The following is a 23,314-nucleotide window of genomic DNA, read 5'->3' as shown; positions in this document are numbered from 1 at the left end:
AAAGTTTTAAAACTATTTTCGTGATCAGGGGATCGTTTGATTATTTGGGATCTGAATTCTGGGAAGTGATGTTAAGTTTTGGAATGAGCTCTTCTAATATTACTGCTTGAGATATTGTTTCTCAATTCTGGCTGAAACTTCATTCCAATCCATTATGTTTTTATCTATCCCGGATTTTTTTATTCTTTCCTTTTTCTTAATTTCCTTCAGTGCTGCTGTCACTTTTTCCTTTGAAACCGGACTTTCAATCCCAATACAGTTCCTTCCGTCCACAAACTCCTCAAGTGCACTGCCCTTTGCCACTATACACGGAATTTCTGCAGCCAGCGCCTCAGCAACCGTTATCCCATATGCCTCACGAGAAGAAAGCATTAAAAATATATCCGCATCTGCATAGCGTTCAAGAAGTTCTTTTCTTGACAGGTCTTTTAACCATTCAACCCTTGCTTCCACACCTAAACTTTTCGCCATATTTCGAAGCTCAGCTTCGTAAGGTCCCTTTCCGATGATTCTCAACCGGAAACCCTGAAGTTCAGGTAAACTCTGAATAATGTACTGTACCCCTTTATATTCTTCCAGGCGGCCTACATAAAGAAGAATCTGTTCTCTTCCGGCGTTCCTGTTTAAGCTTTTTTCCGGCTTCCTCAAATCTTCAAACTCTTTAAGGTTTATTCCGTTAGGGATTTTTACAGTTTTTGCGGCAACCTTAAAATCTGACTCTATAAGTTTCTTTTCATACTCTGAGACACATATTACGGAATCTGCCCTGGAGAAGATTATCTTCCCGAAAAGTCTGTATGGCTTGTGCAGTAAATCGCGGAATGCGGTATGGCCGTGCCGATGATAATGCGGAGTAAACACAAATTTTGTGCCGTGCCTGCTTAAGGATGCGAAGAATGCAGGAAAAGCATGATAACTATGTGCATGAACTATGTCATAGTCGTGTTTTTTGAGATAAGTATAGATCTGAGGAGCGAAGTAGTATGCATTTCCCGGAGCAAAAGATCTAAACCTTATAACCCTTACTCCGTTTATTATCTCTTGCTTTCTCAATTTTCCTGTGGGATCGGTTGTTATAACCTCCACATCGTGCCCTGCTTTAACCAGCCTTTCACTAATTTCTTTAACATGAGTTTCCACTCCACCTATGTCAGGAGAATAACGGGGACAGATCTGGGCTATTTTCAAGGCTGAACCTCTTTTATACTGGAATCTATGTGGAGTAATGCATTAGTTTAATATAAAGATAATGTGATAGTTTAGGCAAATGACATCTAATAAAAGCGTTTGCATAGTCGGACCTTCGAAACGTTTTTTGAGCGGTATCAGTTATTATACTATCCGTCTGGCAAATGCCATGTCTGTGGAAAAAGAAGTCTCAGTAGTTTGCTTTCGGCAGTTGCTTCCAACTTTTCTGTTTCCCGGAAAATCCCATGTTGGAAAGAATATTTCTGACCTGAATTTTTCACCCAGGATACCTGTCTTTAACGGCATGGACTATAACAATCCACTGTCCTGGATTAAAGCATACCGCTTTCTTAAAGCACAAAAACCGGATATTATAGTTTTGCAGTGGTGGACTTCCTCGGTTGCGCATATGCAGCTTCTGCTAAAGATATTTGCAGGTTTGCTGAATAAACCTAAAATAATTATCGAATTTCATGAAGTTGTAGATCCTTTTGAAGAATCAATACTTCCAATTAGGTTATACTCAAAAATAACAGGAAAACTGCTGCGTAAAAACCTTGATGCATATATTACTCATTCCGAGTCCGATAAAGAGCTTGTTGCAAAAAGGTATTCTATTTCCCCTGAAAAAATTCATGTGATCCCGCATGGGCTTTATGACCAGTACGGAGAATTGCTTGACACAAAAGAAGCGAGAAGAAATCTCTCGATAAAGGAAGATTTCGTTATACTCTCTTTCGGCTTAATTCGAAAGTATAAGGGAACTCCCTACCTTATCAGGGCCTTTGAACAGCTTCCTCCCAAAATTCTCGAAAAAAGCCGGTTATTGATTGTCGGGGAAATCTGGGAAGACCGTAAGGAATTACTTGACCAGATTAAAGCTTCTCCTTTTCATGATAAGATTACACTTATAGACGAATATGTTCCTGACGAGAAAGTAAACCTGTATTTCAGTGCTGCCGATGTGGTAGTCCTGCCTTACCTGAGAGCCTCTCAGAGTGGAATTGCGCATATCGCAATGTCTTTTGGAAAACCTGTCGTTGTTTCAGAAGTAGGTGGCTTAAAAGAATCAATGGCTAACTATGAAGGCACCGTTTTTGTACCTCCTGCTGATATCGATTCTATCAGGGAAGCTATTCTCAGCCAATTTGGAGAGAGAAAGCATTACGAAGCTCCTGATCAGAAGTGGGATAGAATTATAAACTGTTACATAGAATTAATACAATCTATTTAATTTTCTTTTTCATAATTCTATCTTAATTTATAATGTCCAATTCATAAAGGGGATACTATGAGTTCTCAGGATCGTCCTGTATCGTCATTCAAAGATAAAATCAAATCCAGCTGGCCTTATATTCTGACAGTTGCGATAATTGGTTTCGTGTCTCTATGGGTCAGAATACTTCCTTCAGATAGAGTACTTTTGCCTGGCGGGATTGTGAAGTTCACGACCAATGATGCATGGTATCATATGCGTACCTTATTCGTCCTGCTTGAAAATTACCCCCACAGGATGTTTTTCAATCCCATGACCAACTATCCTAACGGGAGTTACATACATTTTGGGCCATTGTTTGATCAAATGATGGCTGTTACTTCACTGATTCTTGGAATGGGAAATCCCAGTTCTCAACTGATTAACACTATAGGGGCCTATTTCCCTGCCGTGCTCGGGGCCTTAACTGTTATTCCGGTTTACTACATAGGAAAATATCTTGGAGGGCATAAAACTGGGATTCTGGCTGCAATCCTGATTGCATTTGCTCCAGGGCAGTTTCTGTCCCGTTCAATGATTGGCTTCACAGACCATCATGTTGCCGAGTCACTATTCAGTACTTTATTCATGATGTTTTTCATGCTGGCTTTGATTTCAGCAAAGGAGAAAAATCTGCGTTTTGAAGACGTGTTCAATAAGAAATTTACTGTCCTGAAAGAGCCTCTTTTGTACTCTATTCTGGCTGGAGTCATGTACTCAGCTTACCAGCTTTGCTGGCCCGGAGGCTCACTATTTTTATTAATCGTTCTCGTTTATGCTATATTCCAGTATATCTTGGACAATTTCCGGAATGAGTCAAGTGATTACCTTGGATTTACGGGCATAGTCACCTGTCTGGTAAGTACAATCCTTATCCTTCCATTTGTCCATCCTGACATGGGTTTTTCTCTATACTATTACTCCTGGTTCCATGTTATCACATCTCTTGGGACAATGGCAGGTTTTGTAGCTTTGAGTTTCATCGAAAGAGAGTTCAAAAGAAAGAAAATGAAATCTTATTATTACCCTCTTCTTATCCTCGGAGTTGGAATTCTCGGACTTATATGTATCAAAATTTTATCTCCATCACTTTATTCCCTGATTATACATGCACCAAACACTGTTTTTAGGATTCAACAGGGAGGACCTTCCACAATCGATGAGGCTTCTTCAATATTTTACGATTATGGCGCTTTTACGATGTCTAAAGTTTATTCAAATTTCACTCCTACGGGATTTTTCGCGTCTCTGCTCGGGATGTTTATTCTGGCTGCAAACCTGTTCAGAAAATCAAAGCCTCAGGAAGTGTTACTTCTTGTCTGGAGTTTCCTTATTTTCCTTGCAATTTACGGTCAGAACCGTTTTGCATATTATTATTCAATAAACGTTTCAGTTTTGAGTGCATATCTGGGAGGCTTGTTACTTGAAAAAGTAAAGTGGAGTGAACTTGACCAGAAGTTCAAAAGTAATGTAAAGTCGCCTGCAGATATCCCGAGGGCGTTGAAATTCGTCAAAGTAGAACAGGTTTTTGCAGTCCTTCTTATAGTAATATTTTTGATTTATCCGGTATACGGATCTGCAATGCCATATACAAAAATGGTATACGGTCAGCCCAGTCAACCTTGGGATGAAGCTTGTACCTGGCTTCGCTCAAACACTCCAGATCCTGGTATGGACTACAATGCCATTTATGAAGCCCCGACAAACGGAGAGATGTTCCAGTATCCAGACACTGCATACGGTGTTATGTCATGGTGGGACTTCGGACACTATATAGAGACAATAGGTCACAGAATACCAAATGCGAACCCGTTCCAGGCAGGAATAGGTGGACGCTCGAAAAGCATTAATGAGACAAACCGACCAGGTGCTACAACCTTTCTTACAGCTCCATCTGAAGAGGAAGCAAGTGCAGTGCTTGAAGCCATAGACCCTAGGTCTGACAAAGCAGGTGCAAGATATATAATGTCTGATGCCAAAATGGCTACAAGTATGTTCCAATCAATTACTAAATGGACTCTTGATATAGAAGGGTATTACCAGGCTTACTGGATAGATAAACAGTATATAAGCCTGCCTACCACTCGATATTTTAATACCATGGAGGCAAGACTGCATATTTTAGACGGAAACGGATTGAAGCAATACCGCATGGTTCACGAGACCGAGGCCTACCAAACTGATGAGCTATTGTATAAATATGCCTACAATTTTATTCTGGGGGGTAATATCCCGCAAGTGTATACCGGTTATGTCAAGGTTTTCGAGTACGTTAAAGGTGCAAAGATAACAGGAACAGTTTCCTCCAATGAGACTGTTAAAATAAACACTACAATTCTTACGAATCAGGGAAGGACCTTTGACTATTCACAGTCAACAACGGCGGATTCTCAGGGTAGGTATGAATTCACAGTACCTTATTCGACGGATGGGCCGATTGCAGGTCAGACTCAGTTTGATACTGCACCTTCAGGCTCTTATGTGTTGAGCTATGGCGATACGACAAAAGAAGTGAAAGTCAGTGAAGAAGCCGTATTAAAAGGAGAACAAATAAAGGTCTGAACAACTCGAAATGTGTGGTTAAGTTAATTTCACACCTTTATTTCTTTTTCCTTCTTTTCTTATCTTTATTTTTATTTTATCTTCCTGAACGGCTTATTTTTGATATTTTATAGTAGCTCCCCCCTCTTTCCAGAATGCTTGTTTTTTATAAATTGACAGATTACATATACTTTTATATACTATTAATAAAGTTTTTTACATACCAAAGAGCTTCTTAATGTGGAACTAGAATATTGACACATCTTTAGAAGACACTACTGTTTCGAGGTAGGCAGTCTTAGAGAGCCTGCGAGCCAGGGAAGAAAAGCAAAACCGGGAATACTGAATCTCTTGAAGACTTTTCTGACCGGCCCAGTATGAAATATGCATGAGATTCATGAACATAAATAAAGTAGCTCTGAACAACTATAATTATAACTAGTGAATAATAAGACCTAATTGCCTGTATATTATTACATATCTGTATAATATTACCTATTTTATTTTCTTCTTCTATAAGTTATATACTTAATTGAAAAAACTTATCTCTAAAGGGATTGTTATGAGTTCTCAGGATCATCCTGTATCATCGTTCAAAGATATAATCAAGTCCAGCTGGCCTTATGCTCTGGCAGTTGCGATAATCGGTTTCATATCTCTATGGATAAGAACATGTCCTTCAGCTACGGTGTTCTTATCCGATGGGTCTGTAAGGTTTACGGCTAATGATGCCTGGTTTCATATGCGTACCTTAAGGGTTCTGCTTGAAAACTACCCCCACAGAATGTTTTTCGACCCAATGACCAACTATCCTAATGGGAGCTACATCCATTTTGGTCCATTGTTTGATCAAATGATGGCTATTACTTCCCTGATTCTTGGAATGGGTCATCCCAGCTCTCATCTTGTTGATACTGTTGGAGCTTATTTTCCTGCAGTTCTCGGAGCTCTGACTGTAATTCCTGTTTATTACATAGGAAAATACCTTGGTGGGCATAAAACAGGAGTTCTGGCTGCGATCCTTATTGCACTTGCTCCGGGGCAGTTTCTGACCCGTTCACTGGTTGGGTTCACTGACCATCATGTTGCAGAGTCACTATTCAGTACTTTATTCATGATGTTTTTCATGCTGGCTTTGATTTCGGCAAAGGAAAAAAATCTGCGTTTTGAAGACGTGTTCAATAAGAAATTCACTGTCCTGAAAGAACCTTTTCTATACTCGGTTCTGGCTGGTGTTATGTACTCAGCTTACCAGCTTTCATGGCCAGGAGGTTCTCTTTTCTTATTAATTGTTCTTGTTTATGCCGTGTTCCAGTATATCTTTGACAACTTCCGGAATGAGTCAAGCGATTACCTTGGGTTTACAGGTGTAGTCACCTGCTTAGTAAGTACAATCCTTATCCTTCCATTTGTTCATCCTGACATGGGCTTTTCACTTTATTATTACTCCTGGTTCCATGTCGTTACTGCTCTTGGAACAATGGTAGGCTTTGCGGTTTTGAGTCTCATTGAAAGGGAATTCAAAAGAAAGAAAATGAAGACTTATTATTACCCGCTGATTATCCTCGGAGCTGGTATTCTTGGGCTTATATTTATCAAAATTTTATCTCCTTCATTTTATTCCCTGATTATAAACGCACCGAGCACTGTTTTTGGAATTCAACATGGAGGACCTTCGACAATTGGTGAAGCTTCTTCTACATTTTACGACGACGGCGTCTTTACCATGTCCAAAGCTTATGAATATTTCACTCCCACGGGATTTTTCGCATCTCTGCTCGGGATGTTTATTCTGGCTGCAAACCTGTTCAGAAAACCAAAGACTCAGGAAGTGTTACTTCTTATCTGGAGTCTTTTAATTCTTTTTGCAATTTATGGCCAGAACCGTTTTGCATATTACTATTCCATAAACGTTTCAATCCTGAGTGCCTATCTTGGAGGCTTGTTACTTGAAAAAGTAAAGTGGAGTGAACTTGACCAGAAGTTCAAAAGTAATGTAAAGTCGCCTGCAGATATCCCGAGGGCGTTGAAATTCGTCAAAGTAGAACAGGTTTTTGCAGTCCTTCTTATAGTAATATTTTTGATTTATCCGGTATACGGATCTGCGATGGCATATACAAAAATTTCAAACGGTACCCCTAGTCCGTGGGTGGAAGCTTGTGACTGGCTCCGTTCAAATACTCCTGATCCGGGAATGGACTATAATGCCATTTATGAAGCCCCGAAAAACGGAGAGATGTTCCAGTATCCAGACACTGCATACGGTGTTATGTCTTGGTGGGACTTCGGACACTATATAGAGACAATAGGTCACAGGATGCCAAATGCGAACCCGTTCCAGGCAGGAATCGGAGGCCGCAGGGTAAGCATTAACGAGACAAATCAGCCGGGAGCTGCAACCTTTTTCACAGCTCCATCCGAAGAAGAAGCAACTGCCGTACTCAAAGCCATAGATCCAAGGCCTGACAAAATGGGTGCACGTTACGTAATAGCTGATGCCTACATGGCTACAGTGATGTTCGAGGCAATGCCTGCCTGGACTCTTGATACTGATGGGTACTATCAGGCTTACTGGACAGGTAGTCAATATCAGAGCATACCTTCTACCCGATATTTTAATTCCATGGAAGCAAAGCTGTATATTTTTGACGGAAATAGCTTGAAACATTACCGTATGGTTTACGAGACTGATACCCACCAAAGCAACGAGGTCGGGTATAAACAGGTCTACAATTATTTCTACGGAGGTAAGCTCTCTGAGACAGACACCGGCTATGTAAAAATCTTCGAGTACGTCAAAGGTGCGAATATAACAGGCACGGCTTCTCCGAATGAAACTGTTAAAATAAGCACTACAATCCTTACGGATAAGGGACGGACCTTTGAATATACTCATAGGACTTACGCAGTTAAAATGCCGAAAACTTGATATCTTTATAAATATACTTATGGCTTAGTGTTTCTCTAAAAACGTACGGAGTTATGGACATAAATCCACCTAAGTGTACCGACATTGACTACATTAATTTTCTCATTGCGGCTTCTAACGTTTTTAGCTGTACTGAAGCTGCTAGATGTTATCCAGACATAGCTAATGCTCCTTCTCATGATGCTTTTACTCGTTGCCTTCAAAGGCAACCTCCAGACACGGAAGCACTATGGGAGGAAGTAAAAAGTTATGTCAAGCTTAAGGGAGGATACCTAATTGTTGATGATTCAACATTAGATAAACCATACGCAGAAGAAATTGCTTTTGTTCGTCGTATGTGGAGTGGAAAACATCATCGTACTGTAAAGGGAATAGGCCTGGTTACCTTAGTTTGGACTGACGGTACAACCGTTATACCTATCGATTTTCGAATTTATAACATCGATGTAGACGACAAAACAAAGAATGACCATTTCCGTGATATGCTTGACAAGGCCGAAGAACGTGGTTTTAATCCCAAATTCGTTTTATTTGATACATGGTATGCAAGTGTGAAAAACCTTAAAGCCATTAGACAGAAAGAGTGGCATTTCCTTACAAGATTGAAAAATAATCGTTTGGTAAATCCTGACAACAAGGGAAATGTGCCACTTGAAACAGTAGATATTCCTCCAAAAGGACGTGTGGTTCACCTCAAAGCATATGGATTTGTAAAGGTGTTTAGGATAGTTTCAAAAAATGGAGACACGCAACACTGGGTTACAGATGTGCAAGAGATGGATGAAGCAAAACGTGAAGATTTGGCAAAGAAGTCATGGAAAATTGAGGAATATCATAGGGGAATAAAACAGTTCTGTGGTGTCGAAAAATGTCAGGCAAGAAAGGAAGAATCACAAAGAGCACATATAATGTTCTCATTAAGAGCTTTTCTTAGACTGGAATTACAAAGAATCAAAAGTGGAATATCCTGGTTTGAAAGTGCTATGAAAATTAGAAGAGTGGCAGTGACAGAATACTTAAGGAATCCCCAATACACGTTAAATTAATTCAAATATTTGAAAGTTTGGAAAAAACAATATGCTAGGAGCCAACTGCGTAACTCCTAACTCAATCAACAACTGCAGACTCTCATGGAAGGTACGAGTTTACAGTGCCTTATTCAACAGACGGTGGTCCGGTTGCAGGCGAAACGCAGTTTGATACTGCACCTTCAGGACCCTACGTGTTGAGCTATGGCGATACGACAAAAGAAGTGAAAGTAAGTGAAGAAGCCGTATTAAAAGGAGAAGAAGTAAAGGCCTAAAAGTAGAATGTGCTATTGTTTACTATAATGTACCTTTATTTCTCCTTTCTTCTTCTTTTTTATTCTTATTTTTATTCTTCTAAAAAACACTTCTAAAATTTTAAAAAAAGACTGCCATTTTTTTAGAACAATTATTTTATATATCCACCAGTTACATATACTTTTATATCTGCCAGTTGCATATACTTTCATTTATATATCCTTCAATCACATATACTTTTATATACTGTTAACAACTTCGTTTCACGTCTAAGATGGATTCTCAAGGTGGAATCAGAAGAGTTGCCACGTCTTTTAGAAGACTTATTACTGTTTCAAAAGTAGACAGCTTGAGAAAACCTGCTTCAGGAAAGATGAGCAAAAATTTCAGTAATATCGAATCGATGAAGCCTATCCTGATAGGCTCAGTATGAAAGCTGCATGAAGTTTCTGAACATAAACTATCAGGACTATAAATAATCAGGCTGATTTGCCTGCATAGGATAATATTATCTATTTGATTTTCTTCTTCCACAAATTATATATTTGATTGAAAAAACTTACCTCTTAAAGGGGATTATTATGAGTTCTCAGGATCATCCTGTATCATCATTTCAAAACAAAATCAAGTCCAGCTGGCCTTATGCTCTGGCAGTTGCGATAATCGGTTTTATATCTCTATGGGTCAGGACACTTCCTTCAGCTACGGTGTTCTTGTCCGATGGGTCCGTAAAGTTTGCGACCAACGATGCGTGGTACCATATGCGTACCTTAAGAGTTCTGCTTGAAAACTACCCTCACAGGATGTTTTTCAATCCCATGACCAACTATCCTAATGGGAGTTACATACATTTTGGTCCATTGTTTGATCAAATGATGGCTATTACTTCCCTGATTCTTGGAATGGGTCATCCCAGCTCTCATCTTGTTGATACTGTTGGAGCTTATTTTCCTGCAGTTCTCGGAGCTCTGACTGTAATTCCTGTTTATTACATAGGAAAATACCTTGGTGGGCATAAAACAGGAGTTCTGGCTGCGATCCTTATTGCACTTGCTCCGGGGCAGTTTCTGACCCGTTCACTGGTCGGGTTCACTGATCATCATGTTGCAGAGTCACTATTCAGTACTTTATTCATGATGTTTTTCATGCTGGCTTTGATTTCGGCAAAGGAAAAAAATCTGCGTTTTGAAGACGTGTTCAATAAGAAATTCACTGTCCTGAAAGAACCTTTTCTATACTCAGTTCTGGCTGGAGTCATGTACTCAGCTTACCAGCTTTGCTGGCCCGGAGGCTCACTATTTTTATTAATCGTTCTCGTTTATGCTATATTCCAGTATATCTTGGACAATTTCCGGAATGAATCCAGTGACTACCTTGGGTTTACAGGCATAGTCACCTGTCTGGTAAGTACAATCCTTATCCTTCCATTTGTCCATCCTGACATGGGTTTTTCTCTGTATTATTACTCCTGGTTCCATGTTATCACATCTCTTGGGACAATGGCAGGTTTTGCGGCTTTGAGTCTTATTGAAAGGGAATTCAAAAGAAAGCAAATGACGGCTTATTACTACCCTCTTATCATTCTCGGAGCTGGCATTCTAGGGTTTATTGTTATTAAAATCGCATCTCCATCTCTGTATTCTCTTATCATAAGTGCACCAAACACTGTTTTTGGGATTCAACAGGGAGGACCTTCCACAATTGGTGAAGCTACTTCTATATTTTACAATGATGGCGTCTTCACTCTATCTAAAGTTTTTTCAAATTTTACTACTACGGGATTTCTCGCTTCTATTCTAGGAATGCTTATTCTGGCTGCAAACCTGTTTAGAAGGCCAAAGCCTCAGGAATTTCTGGTTCTTGTCTGGAGTTTCTTTATCCTCCTTGCAATTTACGGTCAGAACCGTTTTGCATATTACTATTCAATAAACGTTTCAATCCTGAGTGCATATCTGGGTGGATTGTTACTTGAAAAAGTAAAATGGAGTGAACTTGACCAGAAGTTCAAAAGTGATGTAAAATCGCTTGCAGATGTCCCGAAAGCATTGAAATTCGTCAAAGTACAGCAGGTTTTAGCAGTCCTGCTTATAGTGGTATTTCTGATCTATCCGGTATGTGCATATGCAATGCTATATGCAGTTGGCTCAGACGAGCCTAATGAGCCCTGGACGGAAGCCTGTAATTGGCTCCACTCAAACACCCCGGACCCTGGTATGAACTACAATACCATTTATGAAGCCCCAACAAACGGAGAGATGTTCCAGTATCCAGACACTGCATACGGTGTTATGTCTTGGTGGGACTACGGGCACTACATAGAGACAATAGGGCACAGGATGCCAAATGCGAATCCGTTCCAGGCAGGAATAGGAGGCCGCAGGGTAAGTATTAACGAGACAAACCAGCCGGGAGCTGCAACCTTCTTTACCGCTCCATCCGAAGAAGAAGCAACTGCCGTACTCAAAGCCATAGATCCAAGGCCTGACAAAATGGGTTCACGTTACATAATGTCTGATGCCAGAATGGCTACAGAGATATTTGGGGCAATGCCTGCCTGGACTCTTGATACTGACGGATATTATCAGGCTTACTGGACAGGTAGCAAATATCAGAGCATACCTTCTACCCGATATTTTAATTCCATGGAAGCAAAACTGCATATTTTTGACGGAAATGGCTTGAAACAATACCGTATGGTTCACGAGACTGAGGCCTACCAAACTGACGAGGTCGGATATAAACAGGTCTATAATTACTTCTACGGAGGCAAACTCCCTGAAGTAGACACCGGATATGTAAAAATCTTCGAGTACGTCAAAGGTGCAAATATAACAGGCACAGCTTCCCCCAATGAGACCGTTAATATAAACACGACAATTCTTACGGACCAGGGAAGAACCTTTGGATACTCGCAGTCAACAACCGCAGACTCTCAGGGAAGGTACGAGTTTACAGTGCCTTATTCAACAGATGGCCCGATTACAGGCGAAACGCAGTTTGATACTGCACCTTCGGGACCTTATGTAGTGAGTTATGGAGATACGACAAAAGAAGTGAAAGTAAGTGAAGAAGCCGTATTAAATGGAGAAGAAATAAAGGCATAAGCTACGGAGTGTACTATTACTCACTCTGCTTCACCTTTATTTCTCTTTCTTTTTCCTTTGTCTTTATTTTTGGATTCTATTTTCAACTTTATTTTAAGTCAGGTCTGCAGTTTTTTACTTCACTTTCCCGCTATCTAGATATACCATTAAAAAAACCTACTTCGCAGGTGAAATGCGATGAAAACCCCTATCATAGGCCGAGTCTGGAAATTCGGAAACGATATCGATACAGATGTAATTATTCCTGGTAAATACCTGCGGACCAAAGATATGCAGGTTTTTGCAGCTCATGCAATGGAAGGCATTGACCCCGAGTTTGCAAAAAAAGTAAAACCAGGGGATATTATTGTAGCAGGCAGCAATTTCGGCTGCGGCTCCTCAAGAGAACAGGCTCCCCTTGCTTTAAAACATGCAGGTATAGCCTGTGTTGTAGCAAAATCTTTCGCAAGGATCTTTTTCCGAAATGCAATCAATGTAGGGCTACCTCTTATTGAAGCCGATATCGAGTGTCAGGAAGGAGATGAGATCAGGGTTTATCTGCTAAAAGGCGAGGTTACGGTTTCAGGTAAAGGCACATTCAGGGGAAATAAATTGCCGGATTTCCTTCTTCAGATACTTGCTGACGGCGGGCTTGTAGCTCATAGAAAAATAATCCAGAGCGAGCAAAAAGAATAATTAGTCCAGTATATATCAAAATATACCGAAAAGTACACCCAAATGTACAACGGAAACATACCAGAAATGAATTAAATTTGACAATTACTAAAATAATAGTAATCCAGAACAGTAACCTAGAACAGTAACCCAGAACAGTAACCCAGAACAGTAACCCAGAACAGTAACCCAGAACAGTAACCCAGAACAGTAACCTATAGTCACGCCTGTAATTGTTGCAATAAAAATTTCATTGCATCTCAGTTGAGTAGTTGCATTATTTAGCCTCGTGACTATAGAATCGATAACCCAAAAAAATCATCCAAAACAACCGATATCTATGATTTTTCCTGATGAGTATAAGTATGTGGGCGTAACAAAATCCTTCTGCCCGGGCACTGAGGAGCCTATCTATTTTCTGACTGACTATCTGATTACAGAAAAGGGAAATCCTCAGACAGGCGACTACGAATATGCAGTTTATCACGTAAAAAAAAGCGGAGAGGGATTGCTCAGGAAAGTTGAAGCTCTCGAAACAATAGCCTCAGGAGAAGAGGTGGTAAAGTATGACAGGGAATTAAACATAAAAGACCGCACACTCCTGATCGAGACTGCAGAAAAGCTCTGTACCGGCAAAGTGAACACAGTAATTTTTACAGGTATGGATAGGCATGTTACTTTTGTTCATGCCCCTGACCTTTCAAGTATTCTTGAGCTAGAAATACTTGACGTTGCTCCTCCTTATCCGTCCTGGCTTTCTCTTGTTGTGAAAAGGCTTGACGCCAGTGGAATTTTCGGGGACCTCCAGGTCAGGTTTACTGAAAAGGTAATTGACCTCAGGCGTTTTGAAGGAAAAAATACGGTTTTTCCATGCAGCTCGTCTGGCCTCGAAGGCAAGTGCCTGGATTCGGATGTGCTCACAGAAAATGGACATTTACTTGTAGGATGCGAGATTTCGAAGAATCTTTTTGAGATGCGTTTTCCTGAACTAGAGTATTCTTTTATAAACATCTGTCCTTTCAAGTCCGAAATAGTTGTACCCTCAAAATCCTTTATTACTCGCTGCTGCAGGTCTGAAAATTCAGGGCTTGTAAAGATTTCGGGTTTTGATGGAGCTGTAGTTCACTGGGGAGCATCGGAGTACCAGGTTGCTGAAGCTATCCGAAAACTTGTAAACAGCCTCAGGCAGAGTTCAGAGGATCTAAATAGCCAGGTATAAGAGTGTTCACAAATTAAACTGCAGGCCTGCTAATTTTACTTGAAGGAAACTTACACTGGAAATTGGTAATTGATAAAACTGCCGTGTGCGAAATTCAATTTACTTATTTTGTACCTTTCTTTTAATATTTATACTGCCTGTTTCTATCTTCCCATTTTCATTAGCTGTTGATGATAAACACATAGGTTAAAGTCACTTCTAATGACAAGTTATAATGATTGGCTAGGTTTTTTGCTATTGAATGTTCGTTTTAATGCTAACCGAAAGTACTCACTGAAGATGTTCATAAATTCTAAAATTTATTCTTTGATTATTCTTTTAGGTTTCTCATACTTTTTACTAAGTTATATCTTTTTTTAAGGTGAACCAAAACTGATCTTGCAAGACGATATAAGTAACACAGACTTGTGAATTATCGCTTCAGGTGAAAGAGTAAGTATTCGTGTTATCTTTTTGTCAATAGCAATCTTCTGTGTAAGAGTCTGGTCAACTTTTATTAATTATATTCTTATGTTTTAATCATAAGGTTTTTTATTATATATATACAACTCTCATATTAAATGCAATACCTGACAATATTTAGAAAAAGTTATAATCTATGAAGATTATCCATTTAAAGGATCATTTACCGGCAATGCTCATAATTGAGGGGAGTGTCAAATATTTAAATAATTCCTGTAATCGGAAGTGGGTAGCCGATTACATAACAAAATTAAGTCTGGGGGGTAATGCTATGCTTTTACTCATGATTGCATGGATTGTTGGATTCATTGTGGGGGTTTTTTTGCTGAAGTTTTTGTTTGTAACGGTTGCGGTACAGGCTTCACTTGCTTATAACGCAATCATTGAACGTAATATTCAGGGGAAGTATCAACAGGTGAATGTGATACCTGATTTGGTTAAAACTCTCGTGGACAGCAACATCTACCAGCGTTATTCGCTTGATCCACTGCGTGTTGTAAAATACCCTGCGTTTTATAGAAAAGGCTTTAAGTTTTTTAATGGGGGTCAGTATAAATATGTTGTTTCTTATGAAGGCAACGGTAAATACACCGTCTATAGAAAAGTAAGGGCAGAAATATCGGGTAGTAAAACAAAAACAGTGGTTGAGGAAAAGTCTGAAATTAAGGTATGAGTAGAACTAATGTATGAACAAAGTGAAAGTATCCGCACAGCAATTTAATTTAAACACTGTTTCTTCTAATCATGTTATGCAGATCTTTTGGGCTTAGCCTGCCTGGAGTTTGACGAGATCTATTTATTATCCTTCTCCTCTCAAAAAGTATTTTTCATCAGTTGCCTGTACAGAATACATAGTTTTAAATCTGATTGTATATTTATTGGATCATCAAAAGGGTAATAACCAGGCATATAGGTATTTTGAGGATTTTAACTCTCAGATATTCTCATGTACTGAAGCTCTAATTATACCTATATCACGTGTTAACTATCTAATTATCTCTATATCACGTGTTAACTACCTAATTATCTCTATATCACGTGTTAACTACCTAATTATCTCTATATCACGTGTTAACTACCTAATTATCTCTATATCACGTGTTAACTACCTAATTATCTCTATATCACGTGTTAACTACCTAATTATCTCTATATCACGTGTTAACTACCTAATTATCTCTATATCACGTGTTAACTACCTAATTATCTCTATATCACGTGTTAAACCTTTAAATATCCCTACATCGCGTGTTGAATCTTTAAATATCTCCTAATCATGTTTTAAAACTCTAACTATCCCTAAATCATGTACTAATGATTTAACGATCCCGAAAAATCTCATTCATAAAACGAAACTGGAGTTAACCTAATGTCTTTCCTGACTAATTTCCTTTTAGGACTTGGGCTTTCAATGGATGCATTTGCAGTTTCCATGTCCAGCAGTACTACTATACGGCCTTTTCATCTAAAGGATGCACTGAAGCTTGCTTTCTTTTTTGGAGGATTTCAGGCTTTTATGCCTGTGTTGGGCTGGCTTGGAGGGAGCGCAGTAAGTGGCTTTGTATCAAACTATGCTCCCTGGATTGCTTTTGGGCTTCTGGCCTTTATCGGAGGCAAAATGATTTATGAGGCTCTTTATGGAGATCCGGATGGGAAGATAAATTCCCTCAATTATCCGGTGCTTCTGATGCTCGCAATCGCTACAAGTATAGATGCCCTTGCCGTGGGAATTAGCTTTGCTTTTCTCAATACTCCTATTCTTGAACCTGTGATTATAATAGGCTGTGTGACCTTTTTCATGTCTTTCTGCGGAGCAGTCCTGGGGTACAGAATAGGTCATTTTTTTGAGCACGAAGTCGAGATTATTGGAGGGCTTATCCTTATCGGGATTGGTGGAAAAATCCTTGCTGAACATCTACTCTGGATCTGACAAATCCTGGATGTCTCAAAAAGTTACGCCAGATTCATATACCACTAACTAAGATGCAGTTAGTATGAGACTAGCTGTAATCGAAGGTGATGGTATAGGTAGGGAAGTAATCCCTGCAGCTGTTAAAGTCCTTGATGCCTTCGGGCTTGAGTTTGAAAAAGTTTCCCTGGAGCTTGGCTATACTCGGTGGGAAAGGACAGGAACTGCAATATCAAATGATGATCTGGAAACTATAAAGGGGTGCGATGCTGTCCTTTTTGGGGCAATTACTACTGTACCGGATCCGAATTACAAAAGTGTGCTCCTGACAATACGAAAGGAACTGGACCTATATGCTAATGTCAGGCCTGTAAAACCTCTGCCCGGCATAACAGGAGTTACAGGGAGAAACGATTTCGATTTTATTATTGTCAGGGAAAACACTGAAGGGCTGTATTCTGGAATTGAAGAAATAGGGCCTGAAATCTCCTGGACGAAAAGAGTCGTCACCCGGAAAGGTTCCAAGCGGATTGCAGAATCTGCCTGTAAGCTTGCAAAGAAAAGAAAGAACAAGCTGACCATTGTTCATAAATCCAATGTCCTGAAATCCGACAAGCTTTTCCTCGATGTTTGCAGGCAAACCGCCAGTGCTAACGGCGTGGAATATGAGGATATGCTGGTTGACTCGATGGCTTACAACCTTATTATGCATCCTGAAAGGTACGACATTGTGGTTACAACGAACCTCTTCGGAGACATTTTGAGTGATATGTGCGCAGCCCTTGTAGGAAGTCTCGGCCTTGTCCCAAGTGCCAATATAGGGGAGAAATATGCCTTCTTCGAACCTGTGCACGGGAGCGCACCTGACATTGCCGGAAAGGGTATTGCAAATCCGCTTGCTGCGATTCTCTGTGTAAAAATGCTGCTCGAATGGATGGGAGAACCTCGGTCGCAAATTATCGATGAGGCAATAGCCTATGTGCTTCAAAAGAAAATCATAACTCTTGACCTCGGAGGGACGGCTAGCACAATGGAAGTCGGAAACGCAGTTGCGGAATATGTGGTGAGTAATATGTGAGGAACAATATACAGGATCGGCGCAGCTCACCCTGGTAACGTAGTTTGAACTGGTAACGTAGTTTGAACTGGTAACGTAGTTTGAACTGGTAACGTAGTTTGAACTGGTAACATAGTTTGACCCGTAGCATAGTTCAACTTGATAACATAGTTTAACTTGGAGGGTTGGATCGCCTCCTGCCAGAGGAGAGTTTTTAATGTTTTAAGTCCTTTTTTATAATAAGGCGCAGTTACATTTTAATCAAAGATGACTACGCACTTAAATTCTGACTTCTCGCTAACGAATGAATGGGGGTTTCATTCTGCGTCAATTTTTCGATATCTCACTGCCGATTACGGAAGAAATGGTTGTATATCCGGGAAAGCCGGGACCTTCTATTAAGAGGTATGCCTCTGTTCCGAGGGATAAGGTAAACGAGTCTATCCTGACTCTTGGAAGCCATACAGGTACTCACGTAGAGTCCAGGCTGCATCTTCAGGAAGGTAGAGAAGGAGTTGCTGACTTGCCTCTTGATCATTTTTATGGAAAGTGCAGGGTTTTTGACCTCGCTCTGGTAGAAAGTGAAATTCATATGCAGGACCTTGAAGAGTTTGAAATCGGACCTGAAGAAATAGTACTTCTCAAGACCAGAAACTCGGCTCTTGGGTACGTGCAATTCCTTGAAAATTATGTACACCTTAAAATGGATGCAGCTGAATACCTCGTCAATGCCGGAATCAAAACCCTGGGATTTGATTACCTGAGCATCAAAAAACCTGACGGGGACGATGATGTCCGTGAACTGCTTATTAATAATACGACTTTGTTTTTAGGACTCAACCTTGCCGGTGTTCCTGAGGGGGAATATACATTCATAGGTCTGCCTCTCCGTATAGATACGGACGGAGCTCCGGCGAGAGTGATACTTGTTAAATACTAACATTTCATAATAAAAACTAGTGTCGAGTCAGTCATCAAGGATTCAATGATTCCGAATAATTGAAATTGATTTTATGCGACATTTTGTGGTTGATTCTACATAGGAAAGACCGAATAATATAATAATTACAGCAAATGTTTTCAAAAACAGTTATAAAAAATTGACTTCAAACTTTATCCTGTGTAATTGGGATAGAAATTACAGGTTTAAATGGAATCAGTTGAAAAGTAAGTTTCTCTCCGCCTTTAATTTTCGTCGGAATTTCTTCATGTTTCCGGTTTTTTCTGACTTTTCTTGAAGTTTTTGCATCTCAGTTGGTCTGTTCTTGAGATCCACTTCAATTGATTTATGTTGAAAACTTACTTCTCAACGTTCCAATTCTTTAGAGGTTTTACTTCATTTTGATTCGCAGTTTTTAATTTGCAGCTTTTCAATTCGTAGTTTTTTATTATATGACTCAAGTGCTTCCAGGCTATCGTCAATAATCCGGTTTTATATACTCATTACTGGTGCCTTTTGTTTAAGTATAGACATATCTTCAAACTGTACTGAGGGATTTATGTTTCTGTAACTTTCAAACTGCTCATAATACAGAGCACGCTCGATCAATCCTTTGAATATTTCCTCCATTGTATTCACCTCTATTTCTAAAAACTACTTCAGTACTTATTAATCTCAGCCTAGCAGAGTGAAAGTATTTCTTGCAGGACGTCCAACAAAAATTCCAGGCTCTACGGCTATTGAGGCTGAAAGGCTGAAAACCTTTCTGGAAGGCTTTCAAAAAAATGGAGTCAAAAAATGGAGTCAAAAAAATGTTAAACGGAGAGTCGGAATAAAATAATTAATTCTTTTTTGCGATGGCTACAAGCTGCTCTCCAAGCTTTTTGCATCTCAACAGTTCTTTTTCATATGGTCTGTACTTTACCTGCAACCCGGGACCAATCACTTCAATTCCTGCGCTTTTTAGTTCCTGTTCTATGATTTTTACTGCTCCTCCTCCCCAGCCATAGGATCCGAATGCCACAGCTTTTTTCTTCTGGGGGCGTAGGCCTTTGAGATATACCAGGAAGTCACCGACCGTTGGAAAGAGCCCATTATTAAGGGTCGGTGAACCTACTGCAAAAGCGGCTGCATCAAGCATCTCTTTCATGATATTACTCCTTGAGCTTTTTCGAAGATTCAGCAGTTTTACCTCCACACCTGCGGCTCGGACAGTTTCGGCAATTTCGTTTGCCATTATTTCTGTGCTACCCCACATGGTGTCATATATCACAAGCACTTTTTCTTTTACCTCTCCACCAGCCCACGATCTGTAAGCCTCAAGGATCTTCGGCAGATCCCGTTTCCATATAATTCCGTGAGAAGGAGCTATCTGCAAGGGTTCTATTCCCAACCTGGTTAATAACCCAAGATAACGAAGAAGCGGCATATGGAAAGGCATGAGAATGTTTGCGTAGTACTCGGCTGCTTCAGGAAGGACATCTCCCACTTCAAAATCATATCTTTTTGATGTTGCTATATGCTGCCCGAAACCATCGTTTGAAAAGAGGATTCTGTCTTCTTTCAGGAAAGTCTCCATACTGTCAGGCCAGTGCAGCATTGTAGCTTCCAGGAACAGAAGGGTTTTGCCACCAAGATCCAGCTGGTCGCCTGTCTTCACAACCTCAAGGTCCCAGTTCTCACTGCCTGAGCTTTTAAAGTAACCATTAAGGATATCTATGCCCTTTTTTGTAATGAGTATTTTAGCATCGGTTTGTTTTTTAAGCTCTGCCAGAGAACCTGAATGGTCAAGTTCCATATGGTTTACTACAATGTAGTCGAGTTTTGAAGGGTCTATAATTTGACTAATGCGTCTGAGCATCTCCCCTGCAAAGGGAGATTTTACCGTATCTATAAGTGCGGTCTTTTCCCCAATGACCAGGTAGGAGTTGTAGGTTGTTCCTCCGGGAGTAGTAAATCCGTGAAAATCTCTTCCGTTCCAATCAATTGCTCCTACCCAGTATACACCACTGGAGAGTTCAACGACTCCACCTGTTTCTTCTGTATCCATATTCGCAGCTCGTCTGGTTTTTCAGGTCTGCATCCGGAAACTGGTAATCTCTTCCAGGAACTGGTCAATTAACTCGTAATGGCTTCTTTCGTAACCTGCTAGCATCTCGAAGAAAGTTTTCAGGCTTTCGTCATCGACCCTTTTTGCGACTTCCAAATAAAAATCTTCACTTTTTCTCTCGTGCCTCAGGGCTGCAACAAGGATGCCCGCATCTCCAAGCGTAACCTCTCCACCTTTTATGCGGCCCATATCAAACTCAGGGGTGAAAGACTGGCCACTCGGAATTTCCGTACTGGTTACGAGCAGCTCATTTTGATCCCGATATCTTTCAAGATAGCCAAGATGTTTTGCCTCTTCATTTGCCAGGTACTCGTAGAGTTCCTTAAATTTCGGTTTGTCCATTAAAGCAGCTTTACTCAAGTAGAAGTCTCTTGCCTCTGTTTCCCTCTCAATTGCCAGAGCTACGGCTTCTTCAATTCCTTTAAGATTTTTTACTTCCTCTACTACATCTTGATACGTGCTTCTCATACTTCTTACCCCCTATGATAACTTATATATTCAGATTACCTAATTTTTAAAGTTTTTATATCCTGGTTTCTTCCTGAGTTTTCTTCTTTTTTCGTTCTTTCACTTTCAGGATTATATCTTCAGTAGGTCGCTCAAGCCCGAATATGTCATAAATTTCGTAGGGGCTTTTAAGCACCGTGATATTTTCCATCTGTGCAAGTTTTTCCGAGTTTTGAACATCTACTTCACGCATATTAAGTTCAAAGGCTCTGCCACTGGGTGCAGAGGTTTTTACACTCCCTCTTTTCTGGTCTACTGGCAGGATGAAAATAGGTGTTTGTCCTTTTCCAGTCTGAGAAACGGCGTTTGTAACAAGGGTATCTGCAATCCCATACACAATTTTTGCCACGGTATTGGCGGTTGCCGGGGCTATCAATAAGAAGTCGTAGTATCCCATCTGCAGTGGGCCTGCAATGAACGGGGAGTTAGGGCCTGCATCCACCTTAAAGTTAGGAAAGTCTTTCTGGATTTTATCCCAGAGATGATACCATTTCATTACGGTCTCACCCTCTTTAGAGAGAAAAACCATTGCTTCAACATTTGTTCGGTTCTTAATGTCTACCAGAATGCTGTAGGTCTCAATCATCTGGTCTCCCGAACCTGTAATTCCCCATGCTATTCGCTTGATGTTCTTATTTAATGATTCTACCAAAATAACTCCTCCTTAACTGGTTCTGACAAATCATGGAATTATTTTTCTTCCTGATTAACCTGAATCCTGAAAATCCATCTTCCAAAGTTTACATCATTTGCTTTCTTCTTTTTTCGTTTCAGACGACTGGGGTTTGGATTCCGTTCCTGAAGAAGCATTTTTTACAAGCCGGGTTGTCTGGACAAGTTTTTTAAGGGTTCTTCTAAGGCTTCTCATGCCTTCGGAATCTTCTGAGACTCCTTCTGCCCCTTTGTCCTTAGACCAGAATGTCCCCCCCAGGTTAGCTCCAAAAGAGCCTCCTCCCACAGGTATCATTTCATTGATCACATAAAAGTTCAGGATAGTCTGGATAGCCGGTTCCTGTCCCCCCATCCTGTCTCCTCCGTCTGCAATGCCCATTCCAACTTTATTCAAAAAAACCTTTGGGTTTTTGGCAACTACGGCTCTGCATCTATCCATAATTGTTTTAGTCTGAGCGCTCAGCGTTCCCTGATAAACAGGAGTTCCGATAATCCAGGCGTCTGCCCAGATCATTTTGTCGTATAGCTCGGCTGAAATATCATCCTTATGAATGCAGCCTTCCTTTGTTTTTAGACAGAAGTCGCAGTGGATGCAAAAGTTCAGCTTTTTCCCTTTTGCAGAAAAGTAATCGGTTTCTGCACCATATTTCTCCTCTGCAATCTTCAGCGCTTCCCGGATCAGAAAATCAGTTGCCATATTTCTGGGACTTCCGGATATTCCGAGAATTCGTATAGGTTTGGCTTCGGTTTCTTGCATGTCCCCCTCCGAATTACAAGTCAAATTATGTATATAAGCAAATATATCTATATGCTGGTATATCTTTCGGGTAAATAATTTTATGCCTGAGTAATTATATGCTTGAATTTTTTTAATTTTTCTTTTACAGCTTAAATCTTCTGTATAACGCTATCGGATGGTGGACTAAGCAAATTGTTCCGTATCCGAGGATTGTATATCACTTTTTCAGGATAAATTGTCATGTCAAATCAAGGATATGTTGAAAGTTTCTTCACCGAAAAGTTTATCTAGATGTTATTGAGACGCCGACCTATTAAGTTTCAAAAACTGGTAAAGTATAGGCGTCATAAAGTATTCGTTCGGAGACGTGACGCACTCATGAAAACAAAAACAGGTATTATGTGATTGAAACAAAACAGGTGATTTCAAACAAAACAGATGATTTCAAACAAAACAGATGATTTCAAACAAAACAGATGATTTCAAACAAAACAGATGATTTCAAACAAAACAGATGATTTCAAACAAAACAGATGATTTCAAAAAAGACAGGTGGTTTGGAAACAAAATGGATGAATTTCAAACAAAATGGATGATTTCAAACAAAATGGATGATTTCAAACAAAGAGGAGTATTACAAGAATATGCTGTTAATCTAGGTAAAAAAGTAGATATCTTTGGCACAAGATTATAGAAATCTAGAAGTTCACAGGAAAACAGCCAATTTTTAACTACTGATCTTATA

18 protein-coding genes and 1 pseudogene are annotated in these 23,314 nt (G+C 40.0%); 13 read left to right on the top strand and 6 right to left on the bottom strand.

Annotated features, from left to right (window positions below):
- Positions 1–99 precede the first annotated feature (99 nt).
- Positions 100–1,188, bottom strand: a complete 1,089-nt coding sequence (locus MSBRM_RS14375; RefSeq protein WP_048121345.1) for a glycosyltransferase family 4 protein — start codon at positions 1,186–1,188, stop codon at positions 100–102.
- A gap of 79 nt (positions 1,189–1,267) precedes the next feature.
- Between MSBRM_RS14375 and MSBRM_RS14370 the strand changes: the two genes are divergently transcribed.
- The 12 genes and pseudogenes from MSBRM_RS14370 to MSBRM_RS14310 all read left to right on the top strand — a co-directional run bounded on the left by MSBRM_RS14370 (position 1,268) and on the right by MSBRM_RS14310 (position 18,541).
- Entirely contained in the window at positions 1,268–2,422 is a 1,155-nt protein-coding gene (locus MSBRM_RS14370) for a glycosyltransferase (RefSeq protein ID WP_048121343.1), read from the top strand.
- 57 nt (positions 2,423–2,479) lie between these two features.
- Positions 2,480–5,005, top strand: coding sequence for an oligosaccharyl transferase, archaeosortase A system-associated (locus MSBRM_RS14365; protein ID WP_048156134.1), 2,526 nt, complete (start codon positions 2,480–2,482; stop codon positions 5,003–5,005).
- Between the two features lie 541 nt (positions 5,006–5,546).
- On the top strand, positions 5,547–7,913 hold the full coding sequence (locus tag MSBRM_RS14360; protein ID WP_080943715.1) for an oligosaccharyl transferase, archaeosortase A system-associated: 2,367 nt from the start codon (positions 5,547–5,549) through the stop codon (positions 7,911–7,913).
- A 53-nt stretch (positions 7,914–7,966) separates the two neighbouring features.
- On the top strand, positions 7,967–8,959 hold the full coding sequence (locus MSBRM_RS14355; RefSeq protein ID WP_048155834.1) for an IS701 family transposase: 993 nt from the start codon (positions 7,967–7,969) through the stop codon (positions 8,957–8,959).
- Positions 8,960–9,018: 59 nt separating this feature from the next.
- Positions 9,019–9,216, top strand: a pseudogene (locus MSBRM_RS20585) (hypothetical protein); the annotation flags it as partial.
- Between the two features lie 561 nt (positions 9,217–9,777).
- On the top strand, positions 9,778–12,300 hold the full coding sequence (locus tag MSBRM_RS14340) for an oligosaccharyl transferase, archaeosortase A system-associated (protein ID WP_048156130.1): 2,523 nt from the start codon (positions 9,778–9,780) through the stop codon (positions 12,298–12,300).
- A gap of 177 nt (positions 12,301–12,477) precedes the next feature.
- Positions 12,478–12,975, top strand: a complete 498-nt coding sequence (gene hacB, locus MSBRM_RS14335; protein WP_048121331.1) for a homoaconitase small subunit — start codon at positions 12,478–12,480, stop codon at positions 12,973–12,975.
- A gap of 319 nt (positions 12,976–13,294) precedes the next feature.
- The gene (locus tag MSBRM_RS14330; RefSeq protein WP_048121329.1) at positions 13,295–14,173 is read left to right on the top strand and encodes a DUF7714 family protein; all 879 of its coding nucleotides are present in this window, start codon (positions 13,295–13,297) and stop codon (positions 14,171–14,173) included.
- A gap of 733 nt (positions 14,174–14,906) precedes the next feature.
- Positions 14,907–15,308 (top strand): hypothetical protein, encoded by a 402-nt coding sequence (locus MSBRM_RS14325; protein ID WP_141706512.1) that lies wholly within the window; start codon positions 14,907–14,909, stop codon positions 15,306–15,308.
- A gap of 696 nt (positions 15,309–16,004) precedes the next feature.
- A complete protein-coding gene (locus MSBRM_RS14320) occupies positions 16,005–16,565 on the top strand; it encodes a manganese efflux pump MntP (RefSeq protein ID WP_048121325.1) in 561 nt (186 codons plus the stop codon).
- Between the two features lie 64 nt (positions 16,566–16,629).
- The gene (locus tag MSBRM_RS14315; RefSeq protein ID WP_048156127.1) at positions 16,630–17,622 is read left to right on the top strand and encodes an isocitrate/isopropylmalate dehydrogenase family protein; all 993 of its coding nucleotides are present in this window, start codon (positions 16,630–16,632) and stop codon (positions 17,620–17,622) included.
- Positions 17,623–17,965: 343 nt separating this feature from the next.
- On the top strand, positions 17,966–18,541 hold the full coding sequence (locus MSBRM_RS14310) for a cyclase family protein (RefSeq protein ID WP_230668903.1): 576 nt from the start codon (positions 17,966–17,968) through the stop codon (positions 18,539–18,541).
- Between the two features lie 492 nt (positions 18,542–19,033).
- Here the strand turns inward: MSBRM_RS14310 and MSBRM_RS20900 are convergent, their stop codons facing one another.
- The 5 genes from MSBRM_RS20900 to MSBRM_RS14290 form a co-directional block, all read right to left on the bottom strand.
- Positions 19,034–19,171: a hypothetical protein gene (locus MSBRM_RS20900; RefSeq protein ID WP_155396524.1), complete on the bottom strand. Its 138-nt coding sequence runs from the start codon at positions 19,169–19,171 to the stop codon at positions 19,034–19,036.
- A 211-nt stretch (positions 19,172–19,382) separates the two neighbouring features.
- Entirely contained in the window at positions 19,383–20,591 is a 1,209-nt protein-coding gene (locus MSBRM_RS14305) for an FprA family A-type flavoprotein (RefSeq protein WP_048121320.1), read from the bottom strand.
- 21 nt (positions 20,592–20,612) lie between these two features.
- Positions 20,613–21,119 carry a ferritin family protein gene (locus MSBRM_RS14300; RefSeq protein WP_048121318.1) on the bottom strand — a complete coding sequence of 169 codons (507 nt, stop codon included), beginning with the start codon at positions 21,117–21,119 and terminating at the stop codon, positions 20,613–20,615.
- 55 nt (positions 21,120–21,174) lie between these two features.
- The gene (gene afpA, locus MSBRM_RS14295; protein WP_048121316.1) at positions 21,175–21,810 is read right to left on the bottom strand and encodes an archaeoflavoprotein AfpA; all 636 of its coding nucleotides are present in this window, start codon (positions 21,808–21,810) and stop codon (positions 21,175–21,177) included.
- Positions 21,811–21,903: 93 nt separating this feature from the next.
- On the bottom strand, positions 21,904–22,587 hold the full coding sequence (locus tag MSBRM_RS14290) for a flavodoxin family protein (RefSeq protein ID WP_048121314.1): 684 nt from the start codon (positions 22,585–22,587) through the stop codon (positions 21,904–21,906).
- A gap of 496 nt (positions 22,588–23,083) precedes the next feature.
- Between MSBRM_RS14290 and MSBRM_RS14285 the strand changes: the two genes are divergently transcribed.
- Positions 23,084–23,263 (top strand): hypothetical protein, encoded by a 180-nt coding sequence (locus tag MSBRM_RS14285; protein WP_048156125.1) that lies wholly within the window; start codon positions 23,084–23,086, stop codon positions 23,261–23,263.
- Positions 23,264–23,314 lie beyond the last annotated feature (51 nt).

It is taken from the genome of Methanosarcina barkeri MS (assembly GCF_000970025.1).
GTDB lineage: Archaea > Halobacteriota > Methanosarcinia > Methanosarcinales > Methanosarcinaceae > Methanosarcina > Methanosarcina barkeri.
The sequence above is the reverse complement of the archived record's forward strand: the minus strand, read 5'-3'. Positions and strand labels throughout refer to the sequence as shown.

Bases quoted from the DNA above. Each gene is read 5' to 3' on its own strand.
- MSBRM_RS14355 (WP_048155834.1), top strand. From the start codon at position 7,967: ATGGACATAAATCCACCTAAGTGTACCGACATTGACTACATTAATTTT.
- MSBRM_RS14365 (WP_048156134.1), top strand. From the start codon at position 2,480: ATGAGTTCTCAGGATCGTCCTGTATCGTCATTCAAAGATAAAATCAAA.
- MSBRM_RS14370 (WP_048121343.1), top strand. From the start codon at position 1,268: ATGACATCTAATAAAAGCGTTTGCATAGTCGGACCTTCGAAACGTTTT.
- MSBRM_RS14315 (WP_048156127.1), top strand. From the start codon at position 16,630: ATGAGACTAGCTGTAATCGAAGGTGATGGTATAGGTAGGGAAGTAATC.
- MSBRM_RS14285 (WP_048156125.1), top strand. From the start codon at position 23,084: ATGATTTCAAACAAAACAGATGATTTCAAAAAAGACAGGTGGTTTGGA.
- MSBRM_RS14310 (WP_230668903.1), top strand. From the start codon at position 17,966: ATGGTTGTATATCCGGGAAAGCCGGGACCTTCTATTAAGAGGTATGCC.
- MSBRM_RS14305 (WP_048121320.1), bottom strand. From the start codon at position 20,591: ATGGATACAGAAGAAACAGGTGGAGTCGTTGAACTCTCCAGTGGTGTA.
- hacB (WP_048121331.1), top strand. From the start codon at position 12,478: ATGAAAACCCCTATCATAGGCCGAGTCTGGAAATTCGGAAACGATATC.
- MSBRM_RS14330 (WP_048121329.1), top strand. From the start codon at position 13,295: ATGATTTTTCCTGATGAGTATAAGTATGTGGGCGTAACAAAATCCTTC.
- MSBRM_RS14320 (WP_048121325.1), top strand. From the start codon at position 16,005: ATGTCTTTCCTGACTAATTTCCTTTTAGGACTTGGGCTTTCAATGGAT.
- MSBRM_RS20900 (WP_155396524.1), bottom strand. From the start codon at position 19,171: ATGGAGGAAATATTCAAAGGATTGATCGAGCGTGCTCTGTATTATGAG.
- MSBRM_RS14325 (WP_141706512.1), top strand. From the start codon at position 14,907: ATGCTTTTACTCATGATTGCATGGATTGTTGGATTCATTGTGGGGGTT.
- MSBRM_RS14290 (WP_048121314.1), bottom strand. From the start codon at position 22,587: ATGCAAGAAACCGAAGCCAAACCTATACGAATTCTCGGAATATCCGGA.
- MSBRM_RS14360 (WP_080943715.1), top strand. From the start codon at position 5,547: ATGAGTTCTCAGGATCATCCTGTATCATCGTTCAAAGATATAATCAAG.
- MSBRM_RS14300 (WP_048121318.1), bottom strand. From the start codon at position 21,119: ATGAGAAGCACGTATCAAGATGTAGTAGAGGAAGTAAAAAATCTTAAA.
- MSBRM_RS14340 (WP_048156130.1), top strand. From the start codon at position 9,778: ATGAGTTCTCAGGATCATCCTGTATCATCATTTCAAAACAAAATCAAG.